Below are 13,670 nucleotides of genomic sequence, written 5' to 3' on the forward strand. Positions count from 1 at the left end.
TTTCTCCCATTTTGTTTATATTATTCACATAAAATCTTGAAATCCGCCAAAAATAGTTTTTAATAAACTCGGATACCGTTTATAATAAACCCTCCAACTATTTATTAAAAACTGTATCCGGATTTATTATAGAACTGTAAAGATATTGTTGCTAACAAAAAGCCATCCTATTCATATTCGAATAGGATGACTATTAGAGTAGTTAATATTATATACAAATAGCATATGATATATTTCATACACCGACCAAATGCTTACTAAGATTAAAGGGATAGATAAATAGAGAGCAGTTTATAAACCGTCTTGAAGTTACGGAAAAAGAAAAGCCCCGAAAGATATTCTCTTTCAGGGCTACTTTGGTTGTCCTACCAAGATTCGAACTTAGACAAACAGAACCAAAAACTGTTGTGCTACCATTACACCATAGGACAAACTCAGGGTGCTTTCTGTTAAAAAGCGGTGCAAAGATAGAAATATCTAACTAAACTTCCAAATATTTCGGTGTTTTTTTATCAGATTTTGTCAGACTCATGCCGACAAAACCTGATTTTTCAGTCATTCAACTATCTCTTTTCTTATTTTGCAATCAGCAAATAGTAGTTCTTTTTGCCACGCTGAACAAGTAGATATTTCTCATCGAGCAGGTCGGCAGTTGTAATTACCTGGTCAAAGACTGTTAGCTTCTCCTTATTCAACGAAACGCCGCCGCCTTGGACTAGCTTACGCATTTCGCCTTTCGAAGCAAATACAGCCGCATTATCGACCAACAGGTCTACCGCCTTCACTCCTTCCGCCAACGCATCACGGGAAATCTCAAATTGAGGTACTCCTTCGAATACAGCCAGCAAAGTATCTTCGTCCAGTTTGCGCAAAGCGTCGGAAGTAGCATTACCAAACAGGATGTTCGATGCGTCTACCGCCGCGTTGTAATCTTCTTCAGAATGAACCATCACAGTCACCTCTTTCGCAAGACGTTTCTGAAGGATACGCAAGTGCGGAGCTGCCTGATGTTCGGCAATCAATGCTTCAATTTCTTCTTTTTCGATAGAAGTGAAGATCTTGATATAGCGTTCTGCATCGGAATCGCTTACGTTCAGCCAGAACTGGTAGAACTTGTATGGAGATGTATAACGAGCGTCCAGCCAAATATTTCCGGATTCTGTCTTACCGAACTTACCACCATCAGCTTTTGTAATCAGCGGGCAAGTTAGCGCGAAAACCTCTCCCCCGTTGGTACGGCGAATCAATTCGGCACCGGTAGTGATGTTTCCCCATTGGTCGGAACCACCCATTTGCAACTTACAGCCTTTTGTCTCATATAAGTGAAGAAAATCGTATCCTTGAAGCAACTGGTAAGTGAACTCGGTAAATGACAGTCCGTCGCGCGCTTCGCCATTCAGACGACGCTTTACAGAGTCTTTTGCCATCATATAGTTCACAGTGATGTGCTTACCTACCTCGCGAACAAAATCAAGGAAGCTGAAGTTTTTCATCCAGTCGTAGTTGTTCACCAGTTCGGCACGGTTGGGTACATCCGACTCGAAGTCGAGGAACTTGGCAAGTTGGTTTTTAATACACGCCTGATTGTGATTCAGTGTTTCCTCGTCCAGCAGGTTACGTTCCGCCGACTTACCGGAAGGGTCACCAATCATACCTGTAGCGCCACCGATCAATGCCAACGGCTTATGACCGCAGCGTTGGAAATGACGAAGGATCATCACTCCACAAAGGTGACCAATGTGTAGCGAATCGGCAGTCGGGTCGATACCCAAATAGGCAGTCACCTGCTCTTTGATTAGCAACTCTTCCGTTCCCGGCATGATATCTTGCAACATGCCACGCCATCTCAATTCTTCTACAAAATTCATCGTATTACTCTTTAATTATTAGGTTTTTATTGTATTTCAATCCTATACGCGACAAAAGTACGACTCTTTCACGGAAGATACAACACTTATGCCTTAAAAAAGACATTTTGAATATTTCTATGGATTGTCCCGCGCAGTGCCTCCACTCCCACTCCACGCACTTCGGCTGCCCGGCGTAGGATGTCTTCAATATCGAGCGAACTTTCGTCTGTCTCCAAAAACAAGCGGTCATCGGGTATCAGCTTCATCGTTTCATCGGGATAATGCTCTCCCAAAGAGAGATAGAATCCCTGCTTCAGTAATTGCGTCGCCTGTTCTGGCTTTCCCCGGAAACCATGCCATATCCAGGGCTGTGTGGGACGAAATCTCTTTTTCACAGCCAACATTTCATCCATCGCTTTCACGCAGTGAATGATCAATGGCAAGCTGTACTGTTCCGACAGGGTTATCTGCATTATAAATGTCATTCTCTGAAGTTCCATCGAAATCTCTGTCAATTTGTCCAGTCCGCACTCCCCTATGGCTACAATGCGCTTATCGGGCAGTTGACTGATAATAAAATCCTGTTGCTCTTTCATATTAGACAGTGTCAGCTCCCAGGGATGGATACCGATAGAATAATAATAACCTTCCAAAAGCGGCGCTCCTGTCAACTGTTTATAATTGATAATGGATTTGCCTTCAGAGTCGGCTTCCCGTCTATGGGTATGAATATCCAGGATCGTATTTATCGTTTTCCCTTCCATATTTGATTCTTTGTTTTAATTCTTTTAGGGCACAGGGTCATAACCGGAACCACCCCAGGGATGACATTTCAGGATACGTCGCACAGTCAGATAAAACCCTTTCACAGGCCCGTGTTTCTTTATAGCTTCGACTGCATAAGCCGAGCAAGTGGGCGTGAACCGGCAAGAAGGAGGCGTAAGCGGAGAAATACAAATCCGGTAGAAATAGATGGGGATAAGTAGCAAAAGCGAAAATATCCTTCTCAAAAATCCTTTCACGGATACCCAGATGGAGGATACCCCGGAGTCCTGGGATTTCATGAGGATAGTTTTTCGGAGATGCGCGAAAGCGCTATTTTCATTTTCTCTTCCAATTCGGCAGTAGCTATAAGCTCGTCCGACAGATAGATAAAGGCGACAGCCAGGCACTGCTCACGCCGTTGCAGTTCACCGATCAGGAGTTCTTTGTTTTTTCGGTAGGCTTCGCGTATCTGCCGCTTCACCCGGTTGCGCTTTACCGCCCGTTTGAAGCGTCGCTTCGACACGCTGATCAGTATGGAAACTGGAGCCTCACCCTGTTCGACAGGCATATATACAACACGTATCGGAAAGATGGAAAACGACTTCGAAACGCCGCCCTCAAACATCTTTCCGATCTGCATTTTACTGTTCAGCCTTTCGGCTTTGCACAAAGTATATATACCCACTCTGTTTATTTATTGTTTTCCTTGATAAACATGTCAAGTGCGGCAGTCATTGACGGAGCCTGCACCGTAGGCGCTTCAAGATCCAGACGAAGGCCGGCATCACGTACAGCTTGTGCGGTAGTGGAGCCGAAAGTTCCGATCTTAATCTCTTTCTGATTGAAATCGGGGAAGTTCTTCTTCAAAGAAGTCACTCCTGCCGGGCTGAAGAACACCAACATATCATAATCAAACTCTTCTTCTGACGTGAAGTCGTTGCTCACTGTGCGGTACATCACAGCTTCTGTGTGCTGAATACCGTTCTTGTCGAGCAGGTTTTTCACATCATCATTGTGTACGTCCGACATCGGGACGAGGTATTTCTCTGTCTTGTGCTTCACGATGGAAGGAACGAGATCTTCAATCTTTCCGGTAGCTCCAAAGAAGATTTTGCGTTTGCGGTACTGTACATACTTCTGGATGTACAATGCCACCGCTTCCGTCACGCAGAAATACTTCATTGTCTCGGGAATCGCTACACGCATTTCAGTACATAAACTGAAAAAGTGGTCAATAGCATGACGCGAAGTGAATATAACGGCAGTGTGGTCGAGAATCGAAATTTTCTGTTGCCGAAATTCTTTCGCCGAAAGACTTTCAACCTTAATAAACGGCCGGAAATCTATTTTTACGCCATACTTCTCAGCTATGTCGTAATAGGGAGATTTCTCTGACGCAGGCTTAGGCTGCGACACTAGTACTTTTGTAATTTTCAACGTCCTAAAATTTTATTAGCAAAATATTGTTCATTTGAATCATACCTTGGTAGAGTAGCAGACAAGGTACTATTTCTAGAGCGCAAAAGTACACAATTAAAAGGAGAAGGCCACTAAATTGATGAAAAAAAAGCTTTATCCACTTATAAAACATCAATATTTTAGCTAAAATTAGAATAATTGAACCAATTACAATCAAATTGGTGAGGCTTAGATCGAAATAAACTAGAAAAAGTACGAATGGGAAAAGGGCAAATCCGGCATAATATATGAGTGTAGAATAAGATTCCAACCATAGATTTGTCCTGTTTTCGTCAAAAAAAGTCCATCCAAGGAACATGTAAAGCAACCATTTTAGTAAGAAATATGCCAGGCAAAAACCGACATAAATTCCGAGTAAAAGGAGAGGGGAGACATGGGTCATCAGAGCGGGACAAGTATCATGAAAATAATTGAAAAATGTGATTCCCGCCAACACGCAGGTTTGCAATACGAGTACAAGAAGATAGCGCATGTCAGCCGCCGTGGAGCTATCAAAGATGCTCGTCCGCTCCCGGTGCAGCACAAAGTCTTTCACTTGCTGCGAAAGAAATCTCTTTCCGCGTGCCAAAGCGATGGAAGAAAGGAAGAAGCAAACCAGCAACGTCAACGAGATTACGTCATCCGTACGGGGAGAGTAGGGGATAGGGGTTCCCTCAAAGCCTGATTCAACTTCCTGCGTAGTATGAGCCGCAGTCAATTGCAAACTATCACTAGCCGCCTTCACCAGGGCAGTCTGCCCTTGTTGGAACAGCGGCAGAGTATCAGCGCGTTGGGCACTTAGCATATCGCCTATCATATGGCTGCGAATTTACGAATGGAAATATCCCACACCGGAGTCTCATAAAGCAACTTTACGGCTTCTTCAGGCGTCCGGGCCACTTTCCATATATCTCCATGCTGTTGGCGCATAAAGTTCTCCTCAATAGCCTTTTCAAGCATTTCCAACAGCGGGTCAAAGAATTCGTTTACATTGAGAATAATAATAGGGTTGAGATAAAGCCCCAATTGCTTCCATGTAATAATCTCAAGGAGTTCTTCAAGTGTTCCGCATCCGCCCGGCAGTGCGATGATGCCATCACTCAGATTTGCCATTTTCTGCTTGCGCTCGTGCATGGATTCCACTTCAATCAGTTCTGTCAGTCCCGTATGGTGCCAGTTCTGCTCTACCATAAAATGAGGGATTACTCCGGTCACTTCACCACCATTCTTCAAGACTGCATCTGCCACAGAGCACATCAGCCCGATACTGCCGGCTCCGTTAATCAAACGAATATGATGTTCGGCAAGCAGACGGCCGAGTTCTTCGGCTGCTTGAAAGTAGACAAGATCTATCTTGGTACTGGAAGCGCTATATACGCATACGGAATTTATTGGGTTCATCACTCTTTACGGTTTTATGGTTGTAACGAGTGCAAAAATACAAAAAAATAACGAAGGGGGTATCTCGCCTATAGCATTAAATTCCCCCCGTTCTTCTGTACAGTTTATCAAAGTCACCCTTATTGATGAAAAATATAATATGATAACCCTAATTCCAATGAAGGCACAATCAAATGTGATTTTTCACGAGGTCGTACAGACAAATCAACAGGATATGCCTCTTTATCCTCATGCAAACGTTTCAATCGTGCATATATGCAATCTACAGCCAGCCTAATCCCCATGTTTGAATCAAAGACATATTCATAAGCAATGCCGACATTACACCCTATACCAGACACTTTTGTAGTATAGCCTACCTTTTCCATTAACATTCCTTTACTCTTATAGCGGGCATAACCAACACCTGCATTAATATATCCGACACCTTTTGCAAAAGCCGTATGACGTTTGATAAAAGAAACCTGAGGAGCTACATAATGAAATGCCACCTTCTCACTGACCTCTTGTGGCGACACTCCATCATATTTCTCCTTAGCATCCTTATAATTATAGTAATACAGCCCGTATCCAATAGCATTACGAGGCGAGAAGGTCATTAGCTGCATCGAAGAAACAAAGTTGCAATTATCATTATCTTTATTCACAGCCCACGAACTACCCCCATCCCCCCATACATCGGGACAGCCAAACCCCAGCCCTACATCAAAAATATACATGCGTTTGTAGGACTGGTTATTGTCCCCCGAATCAACTTGGGCATATAATGCAATAAACGACATTAACAACCCTAATACTAAAAACAATCTTCTTTTCAATTCCATCATAGTTCAAATTTCAAGAGTTTCAACTTTCATAAGATTTTGATGAATGCAGACACTTATGAAAGTTGAAATTCTAACAAACAATATTATTATATCAATTTACTTCGTTCCACAAGGCTTTACTGTTTTCAGCAATAGCAACCATTGTCTTTAGTCTGGATCTTACCGCCCCATTAAAAGAAGAACTATCAATTCTAGCATTAATTTGCCGAGTATAACTCCGCACAGATGCTTTATCACTGATACTGGCTAATCCATTGACATATGTTTCCACAAATTCAAATTCACTCATACGGTCAGGAGCATACCTCCTCATCAAATTATTCAGTTGTTCAACCGTTGTACAATTTTTCAGTTCAATCATCACTCCTAGCAACATCCCCCTTTGCAAGGTAGACATTTCGTCAGAATATCCATAACTCATCAATTTTTTATTAGTCGCCGTACACAAATAATCATTTGTAAACGTACCATTAGCAATAGTACGATCAGTAATCATCAGATTATACACTACTTTATTATGGTCATTCCCTATTATTTCATAATCTCTTAACGGTGAATCATACACTTTCCAGTCACTATTCAATTTCCAAGCCCTAGGAGAACTGTTATCAAACGCAACAATAATAGAGAATACTGCTGCTGCAATCAGTCCTCCTCTAGGAGAAAATCCATTATCTACGCCCCAACCATAGCCATAAGCATCGCCTAACAAAATACGTCTTATCCGATCCCAAAAACGTCCCCGCGTTTGCACTTGTTCAATCACCAAATTAGTATTCAATGTTCCCACAAATTCTATTAACTCTTGAATTTTTTCTTCCTGAGTTTTATTTGCATCCTGTTGCGTTGACTGAGTATCTAGCCCAATCTCTTTCTCATCCGAACATGAGTAAAAGCAAATCATTACAAGAGATAATGATAAACAAAATAAAAGTCGCTTCATTGTCTTCATAGCCTTATTCTTTTAAGTAAATAAATACAAGTTGTACAACCCGCGATTAGAGCTCATTGTAAAAGTATGCAAAAAAGGGAAATCAAACAAATAAAAACAGGTAACAATAGTAACACATAAACGAATTACATCACTATGATATTAAAAGCGTTACATAAGAAATGCATAATATGCATAAACTCATAGGAAAGTTTAGACTCACATTATTTTCTTGGGGTTTTAACATTTGGAGGCTTTTTTTATTTTTAAGGATTTAGCATATTGTCATGCTTATAATTTGCCGTGAATTCTAAACAATACGAATTTCATATCTGCCACATCCTTTAGTTTGTTTTATTGAGTTACACCGATATCACCTCATCACTGAAATGCCGATGAATAAGAGGATAACGGATGAAAGCAAGAGGAAATTTAAGATAAAACTGAACATTATCGGTTTTCAAAGTTTATGCATATTATGACATATATTTACATAAAAGGCTCTTGGACTTCTGAATCAGAAGTCCAAGAGCCTTTCTCATAAAGAATACATCTATTGCAGATATCACATCTGCAAACAGATGTATCAGATTGCCGCTGAATGAACTTTTATTCGAATAACCAGTTTGTTCGAACACCCTACCAGCTTTCAGCGAGACAATTATTATAAGTGATTCTATTTTCAAAATATACCTAATAACTATTGTATGCCTTTCGCAAGGAACATTAAGCCCACGAGTCAAAATCAACCGGTTCTTTCCCCTCTCGGTCAACATCTAATCGCCAATCGCCTTTTCAGCAATGCACTATATATTCAATAGCGGGGCCTTAATAGTTAATAATTTAGGTATATTTATCTAGTTGCAAATATATCTATTACAGAGATTAGTCTAATTCAAACTCTCCGGCATAGGTTTCAGTCGGAAGTTGTATTTCTACAATATACTTGCCTTTCTCCTCACCTGCAAGATTAACATTAACCTTTTGTACATTCAAATCAGTAGATGAATAAACAACTTCTTCCGTTTCCGCATCTTTTATGATGATGGTTACAGAAGTAACAGGTACAAGAAGGTCAATGGATACTATCGGGCTTTCAACAATAGCAATAGGTATAATAGGGATAGAACGATGCTGTACTTTAGTTTTAGCACTTAGTTCAATTTGACGTGCAGATTTCATTTCACGTGCAAAAGAAGATGTATTTACCTGAAGTAAAACAGCCAGTAACAACAGAAGTAAAAATTTAGCTTTCATAATAAATGTATTTAAAATTTCGCCCCAAAAATACACAGATAGAGTTGAAAAAACGATTTTTATGTGGTAACAATGGTAACAGCCCCTCATTAAAAAGCGAAATAATCCCAAATAGCCTCATTACATTCTATTGATTATCAACTCCAAATACCCGTTCAAAAATTTGTGCGTCCATTTTATTCTTTATACGACTTTTACGCGTTTTAAGTGCATCAGATGTAGCACCCATCAATTCCATCACGACAGATTTCGAACAACAAAGTAATGAAAGGACACAATAAAATACATCATCACCAGTTAAAGCCGGATAACGTCCTTGCAAATTTACCATCACATCAACAAAAGAATTGGAAATTGCAGAACGCATTTCTTTCCTCAAACTACGTACTGCCAATAATTGTTTAGGAGTTGCTTTTTCTAATGCTTCTAATTGTGTGTAACAATCATCAGTTTTAAACATAGATATACATAATTGAATCTGCTGTTCTGTCAAATCTGACCGTTTCTTATCTATATCTTCTTTATTAGATTCAGAATCTTCCTCTTCTTTTAACAGCATATTATCTACTCGTTTCTGAGTTAATTCATGTTGTAAAGCTATATAGCGTTTTTTTCTTTTCCTATCATTCCACATAAAATAAAACACACATATAATCATCAAAGAAAGAAACGTAATAACCAAACCTACGACCAATATTTTAGCACGTTCCGACACCATCCTTTTATGTTCTTCCAATTGATGCTTATCCATAAGTTTGTTAAGTTCCTCATTGTCAGTCATCACTTGTATTGAATCATAAAGAACTTTATACATATCCATATTTTCTGTAGCAGTTTTCCATTCTCCTTTTTTCTTTGCGATCTGATACATTCCATTATAACAAATAGCTTTACCACAAATATCAAATTGTTCTATATGCCTACTAAAAAAATAACTAGCGGAATCTAGTTCGTTCAAATTAAGCAGAATCTTCGCTTTCAACAAACAAGCATTAGCCGACTTATCCTCTCCCATCATCTCAATCGCTTGAGAGACATACTTATCTGCTTGAATATATTTCTGATTTTCATAATAAACTGTAGCAAAATCATGATAAAGCGCACCTATCAAATCAGAGTCCCGTACAGCCAACGCACAATCAAGAGCCTGTTGGTAATAACATAATGCACTATCATTATTATTCTGCAGTAAAAGAATACCTGCAATTCCTCTCAACGGATATGTTTGGTCATTTTTCCCTTTTAGTATCTGATACGCTGTACGATAAGAATCTATTGCCACATCATACAAACCATCTTCTTCATAACATTCCGCCAAATTATCATATATCATCGCTAAGAAATCATCTTTAACAGGCATCAACCGAATTGCCGTCAAGTATTCTTCTACAGCGAAAGAAGTATAACCCATATCCCGATAAGTAGCTCCCCAATAATAATGAGCCTTTGCAGCATATAAACTCTTCTTTCTGTCACCATAGTACTCAACAGCCGTTTTTATCAAAGAATCATCCTCTAAAACAATATAATTCTTATACTTCGCTTGCGTTAGCAACAACGCATAAAGCGCCCTATCAGCACGTGGCAGTTTCTGCGGAGAAGAGATAGATTCCAAAATGAATAACGCACTATCAGGACGTGCTTCCATTAATGAATCAGCGCACAATAGCAAAGGATTCTTCACTGAAGAAGAACATGAAGAAAAGGATATAGACGACAAAATACTACCTATACCGACAAATAAGCAACAAAAAGCCAACCAATGGCACCTTGAACAGAAATATTTTATTTTCATCTGGAAATTGTTCGTTTCACGAAACAAAAGTAACAAATTCCTGCAAGATATATTTAGTATCCAAAATACATTTATTTAAATATAACTTATAAAAAACGAGAGCCACAATCCCATCTTCCCGGGAAAGGAAGGTGAAATTGTGACTCTTTTATACAATAAGCAAAGCTCTAAAGAGACTTACAGAGCGAAAGCGGCTTTAATTTTATCAACATAATCAAGCTTCTCCCATGTAAAGAGCTCAACATCTACCGTTTTCTCACCTTCATAATGGGAAGAGAATTTCTTCGTAACCACTTGCGGTTCACGTCCCATGTGACCATAAGCAGCAGTTTCCTGATAAATAGGATTGCGAAGCTTCAGACGTTCTTCGATAGCTTTCGGACGAAGGTCGAACAATTGGTCAATGATGCGGGCAATCTCGCCATCAGTCATATTCACATGAGAACGGCCGTAAGTATCCACAAAAATATTGATCGGACGAGCTACACCAATAGCATAACTTACCTGTACGAGCATTTCATCCGCTACACCTGCCGCAACCATGTTCTTAGCGATATGGCGTGCTGCATAAGCCGCGCTGCGGTCTACCTTGCTGGGGTCTTTTCCTGAGAAAGCACCACCACCGTGAGCACCTTTACCACCATAAGTATCAACGATAATCTTACGACCTGTCAATCCGGTATCTCCGTGAGGGCCACCGATTACAAACTTTCCGGTAGGATTAACATGATAGATGATCTTGTCATTAAACAATGCCAACACTTTGTCGTGATGGATAGAAGCAATCACACGAGGCATCAGAATCTCGATCACATCACGGCGGATAATAGACAGCATTTCTTCGTCAGCTTTCAACTGAGCCGCTTGTGAATCATCTTCCGGCTGGATAAAGTCATCATGTTGCGTAGAAACAACGATTGTATCAATGCGGACAGGAGTCCCATTGTCGTCATATTCGATAGTAACCTGGCTTTTTGCATCGGGGCGGAGATAAGTCATCACCTTTCCTTCACGACGGATATCAGCCAGCACTTGCAGAATGCGGTGTGCCAAATCAAGAGAAAGCGGCATGTAGTTTTCCGTTTCATTCGTTGCATAACCAAACATCATACCTTGGTCGCCCGCGCCCTGCTCCATCGGATCCTGACGTTCTACACCGCGGTTGATATCGGGGCTTTGCTCATGAATAGCGGACAATACACCACAAGAGTTACTTTCGAACATGTACTCTCCTTTGGTATAGCCGATTTTCTTAATCACTTCGCGCGCGATGAGCTGGAGGTCAACGTACGCTTTAGTTTTCACTTCACCCGCTAGCACCACTTGTCCGGTAGTCACTAGTGTTTCGCAAGCTACTTTCGAACTGGGGTCGTAAGCCAACAGTTTGTCAAGTACGGCATCCGATATTTGGTCGGCTACCTTGTCGGGGTGTCCTTCTGACACCGATTCGGATGTAAATAAGTATCCCATCTTTCTTAAATTAAGAATTAAAAAATAAGAATTAAGAATGAGAGAGTAGGAGAGGTGAGTGCTGCAAAGAGTAAACGGCAAAGCGTCGATAAGACGTGTTTTAGCATTTTTTTCTGTGGTTGCAAGCTACTCAAATCTGTCCACACTTTCATTTCGGCTACAAAGATAAAGAGAATTCGGAGATTATGAGTATATTTGGCACGTATTTAACACATAAATAGATTTAAAATGATTCTAAATAAGAGAGTAAGAACGATTTTCGTGCTGGCACTTTATGTCGGATTTACGATTGCCATTTACGCCATTGTCTGCCACTTTATCAACCGTGAGTTTCGGGATATCGAGCTGTTGTACGCAATACTGATAGGCTGTCTGGCATATTTGCCAAGATTTATCGCTGATAAGAAGAAAAAATAAGAAAAAGGATATGCTCCGGCTTTAGTACCGGAGACATATCCTTTTCAAGACATACCTCTTACCAGTCCTTTATTTCAGCAACGAGTCAATCATTTCCTTCGCTTCCGGATTAGAAGGTCGGGGCGCATAAGCACTGACTATATTAAAATCCTTGTCAATCAGGACAAAACGGGGAATATAATAAATAGACCAACCACTATGCATTGTCTTATCGACACTGTTATACTGGCTGAGTTGTTTTTTATGTGCGGTAATGAACCGTTTCCAGGCTTTATTGTTCGTATCTGTTGAAACCGGCAGGAAAACAATATCCTTACCGGCATATTCTTTACTTAACGACTCGAAATGCGGAGATTCCTGAATGCACGGCCCACACCATGTAGCCCAGAAATCAACATAAAGCACCTTTCCCTTGAAATCGGAAAGATGACGGACAACTCCCGCCGTATCAGTCAATTCAAAATCAATAGCAGGTTGTCCTTTCAACAATCGGCTCGCTTTTACTATCATGCCGTTCAGTTCGGCCGCAAAATCCTTATACTGCAAATTATCAGCAAAACTCTTCATCTCAGCCAGTGACTCATCAGTTACTTCCTGACGCAACTTATTAACATATTCGGAAGAGTTGAATAAAGCCTGAATACGCGGGGTAAAAGTAACACCCTCCGTCCATGCTTTCATAGAAGCCAGATAAGGAGCATTCACCTGACTCAGTACATTACGCGCCACATTCACATCCAGATACCTGTCGTCAACCAGTTCTTTAATCCGTGATTTTACTTCTTCAGTCAGGGTATTATAAAACGAGTCGACCTTCTGCATAGCCTGTTCCCTATCTTTCACTCCTGACGTAAGTCGGGAATAAGAAGGATAAGACAAGTAACTATTTACAATATCCGCATTGATACGTGCATTCTCCATATCCTTGAAGTCCTTGCTTACGTTTGTCAGAGCTTCCAACTGCGCACGCCGGATACGTGCCAGGCTGTCGATAGTAATCCGCGTAGCGGCAAAGTCAGCACGTATATTATCGCCACTTTCAAGGAAAGAGCCTCCATGCGGAAAAAGGCGCCCTTTCATATATATGTTGGCTTCCGCTCCCTTTCCTGCGAACTCTGCCTCCCCATTATTCTGTGTGATTTTCACTGTCAGATCATCACCCGGACTCAGATACACCGTATTACGGTTGATATTAAAGTAAGCAGGCTTATCAAGCTCGATGACAGTGTCGAAGTTACCTTTCGCATCTGTTTTCAACATGATATTACGACTTTCACCCAACATGGAAGCTGCCCCGTCAAAGCGCATCGGAACATCAGTCGTTCCCATGTCTACCAGTTGCCCTTTGAGATGCACCTTGTTGCCATCTACGGTGCCGGCAAGCATATTGCAACAGATGAAAGAAGCTGCAACAGCTGTCAAACCAGAAAATTTCAAAGAATTCATCATAAAAATAGTTCTATTTTAGAATTTAATAAATAAGTTACGCATGCAAAACT

The 13,670-nt window shown here is 40.7% G+C and carries 14 protein-coding genes and 1 tRNA gene; 1 reads left to right on the forward strand and 14 read right to left on the reverse strand.

The window, feature by feature from the left end; translation table 11 throughout:
- Positions 1-357 precede the first annotated feature (357 nt).
- From BQ7997_RS14430 to metK, 13 genes are all read right to left on the reverse strand, one after another.
- Positions 358-431: transfer RNA gene (locus BQ7997_RS14430), tRNA-Gln, on the reverse strand.
- 144 nt (positions 432-575) lie between these two features.
- Positions 576-1,868: a tyrosine--tRNA ligase gene (tyrS, locus tag BQ7997_RS14435; protein WP_073346996.1), complete on the reverse strand. Its 1,293-nt coding sequence runs from the start codon at positions 1,866-1,868 to the stop codon at positions 576-578.
- A gap of 86 nt (positions 1,869-1,954) precedes the next feature.
- Positions 1,955-2,614, reverse strand: a complete 660-nt coding sequence (locus BQ7997_RS14440; protein WP_073346997.1) for a TatD family hydrolase — start codon at positions 2,612-2,614, stop codon at positions 1,955-1,957.
- 24 nt (positions 2,615-2,638) lie between these two features.
- Entirely contained in the window at positions 2,639-2,914 is a 276-nt protein-coding gene (yidD, locus tag BQ7997_RS14445; RefSeq protein ID WP_394333736.1) for a membrane protein insertion efficiency factor YidD, read from the reverse strand.
- Entirely contained in the window at positions 2,911-3,300 is a 390-nt protein-coding gene (rnpA, locus tag BQ7997_RS14450; protein WP_073346998.1) for a ribonuclease P protein component, read from the reverse strand. The genes yidD and rnpA overlap by 4 nt, the downstream gene beginning before the upstream one ends.
- A 5-nt stretch (positions 3,301-3,305) precedes the next feature.
- The gene (locus tag BQ7997_RS14455; protein ID WP_022136634.1) at positions 3,306-4,052 is read right to left on the reverse strand and encodes a uroporphyrinogen-III synthase; all 747 of its coding nucleotides are present in this window, start codon (positions 4,050-4,052) and stop codon (positions 3,306-3,308) included.
- A gap of 4 nt (positions 4,053-4,056) precedes the next feature.
- Entirely contained in the window at positions 4,057-4,890 is an 834-nt protein-coding gene (locus tag BQ7997_RS14460; protein WP_073346999.1) for a DUF4271 domain-containing protein, read from the reverse strand.
- Positions 4,887-5,474, reverse strand: a complete 588-nt coding sequence (locus BQ7997_RS14465; protein WP_073347000.1) for an LOG family protein — start codon at positions 5,472-5,474, stop codon at positions 4,887-4,889. The genes BQ7997_RS14460 and BQ7997_RS14465 overlap by 4 nt, the downstream gene beginning before the upstream one ends.
- Before the next feature lie 119 nt (positions 5,475-5,593).
- Positions 5,594-6,256 (reverse strand): hypothetical protein, encoded by a 663-nt coding sequence (locus BQ7997_RS14470; RefSeq protein WP_235817299.1) that lies wholly within the window; start codon positions 6,254-6,256, stop codon positions 5,594-5,596.
- A 136-nt stretch (positions 6,257-6,392) separates the two neighbouring features.
- Positions 6,393-7,253, reverse strand: coding sequence for a hypothetical protein (locus BQ7997_RS14475; RefSeq protein WP_073347002.1), 861 nt, complete (start codon positions 7,251-7,253; stop codon positions 6,393-6,395).
- Positions 7,254-8,117: 864 nt separating this feature from the next.
- Complete coding sequence (locus BQ7997_RS14485) at positions 8,118-8,489, reverse strand: DUF3244 domain-containing protein (protein ID WP_073347441.1); 372 nt, start codon at positions 8,487-8,489, stop codon at positions 8,118-8,120.
- 127 nt (positions 8,490-8,616) lie between these two features.
- Entirely contained in the window at positions 8,617-10,137 is a 1,521-nt protein-coding gene (locus BQ7997_RS14490) for a tetratricopeptide repeat protein (protein WP_394333737.1), read from the reverse strand.
- A gap of 324 nt (positions 10,138-10,461) precedes the next feature.
- Positions 10,462-11,754: a methionine adenosyltransferase gene (metK, locus tag BQ7997_RS14495; protein WP_073347005.1), complete on the reverse strand. Its 1,293-nt coding sequence runs from the start codon at positions 11,752-11,754 to the stop codon at positions 10,462-10,464.
- A 228-nt stretch (positions 11,755-11,982) separates the two neighbouring features.
- Between metK and BQ7997_RS14500 the strand changes: the two genes are divergently transcribed.
- A complete protein-coding gene (locus tag BQ7997_RS14500) occupies positions 11,983-12,171 on the forward strand; it encodes a hypothetical protein (protein ID WP_022139159.1) in 189 nt (62 codons plus the stop codon).
- Positions 12,172-12,240: 69 nt separating this feature from the next.
- Here the strand turns inward: BQ7997_RS14500 and BQ7997_RS14505 are convergent, their stop codons facing one another.
- Positions 12,241-13,620 (reverse strand): TlpA family protein disulfide reductase, encoded by a 1,380-nt coding sequence (locus BQ7997_RS14505; RefSeq protein WP_235817300.1) that lies wholly within the window; start codon positions 13,618-13,620, stop codon positions 12,241-12,243.
- Positions 13,621-13,670: the final 50 nt, after the last annotated feature.

Source organism: Bacteroides congonensis (genome assembly GCF_900130125.1).
GTDB lineage: Bacteria > Bacteroidota > Bacteroidia > Bacteroidales > Bacteroidaceae > Bacteroides > Bacteroides congonensis.

What these genes read in the sequence shown, in the direction of transcription:
- tyrS (WP_073346996.1), bottom strand. Translation starts at nt 1,868, where the DNA reads ATGAATTTTGTAGAAGAATTGAGATGGCGTGGCATGTTGCAAGATATC.
- BQ7997_RS14440 (WP_073346997.1), bottom strand. Translation starts at nt 2,614, where the DNA reads ATGGAAGGGAAAACGATAAATACGATCCTGGATATTCATACCCATAGA.
- yidD (WP_394333736.1), bottom strand. Translation starts at nt 2,914, where the DNA reads ATGAAATCCCAGGACTCCGGGGTATCCTCCATCTGGGTATCCGTGAAA.
- BQ7997_RS14460 (WP_073346999.1), bottom strand. Translation starts at nt 4,890, where the DNA reads ATGATAGGCGATATGCTAAGTGCCCAACGCGCTGATACTCTGCCGCTG.
- BQ7997_RS14465 (WP_073347000.1), bottom strand. Translation starts at nt 5,474, where the DNA reads ATGAACCCAATAAATTCCGTATGCGTATATAGCGCTTCCAGTACCAAG.
- BQ7997_RS14470 (WP_235817299.1), bottom strand. Translation starts at nt 6,256, where the DNA reads ATGTCGTTTATTGCATTATATGCCCAAGTTGATTCGGGGGACAATAAC.
- BQ7997_RS14475 (WP_073347002.1), bottom strand. Translation starts at nt 7,253, where the DNA reads ATGAAGACAATGAAGCGACTTTTATTTTGTTTATCATTATCTCTTGTA.
- BQ7997_RS14485 (WP_073347441.1), bottom strand. Translation starts at nt 8,489, where the DNA reads ATGAAAGCTAAATTTTTACTTCTGTTGTTACTGGCTGTTTTACTTCAG.
- BQ7997_RS14490 (WP_394333737.1), bottom strand. Translation starts at nt 10,137, where the DNA reads ATGGAAGCACGTCCTGATAGTGCGTTATTCATTTTGGAATCTATCTCT.
- metK (WP_073347005.1), bottom strand. Translation starts at nt 11,754, where the DNA reads ATGGGATACTTATTTACATCCGAATCGGTGTCAGAAGGACACCCCGAC.
- BQ7997_RS14500 (WP_022139159.1), top strand. Translation starts at nt 11,983, where the DNA reads ATGATTCTAAATAAGAGAGTAAGAACGATTTTCGTGCTGGCACTTTAT.
- BQ7997_RS14505 (WP_235817300.1), bottom strand. Translation starts at nt 13,620, where the DNA reads ATGATGAATTCTTTGAAATTTTCTGGTTTGACAGCTGTTGCAGCTTCT.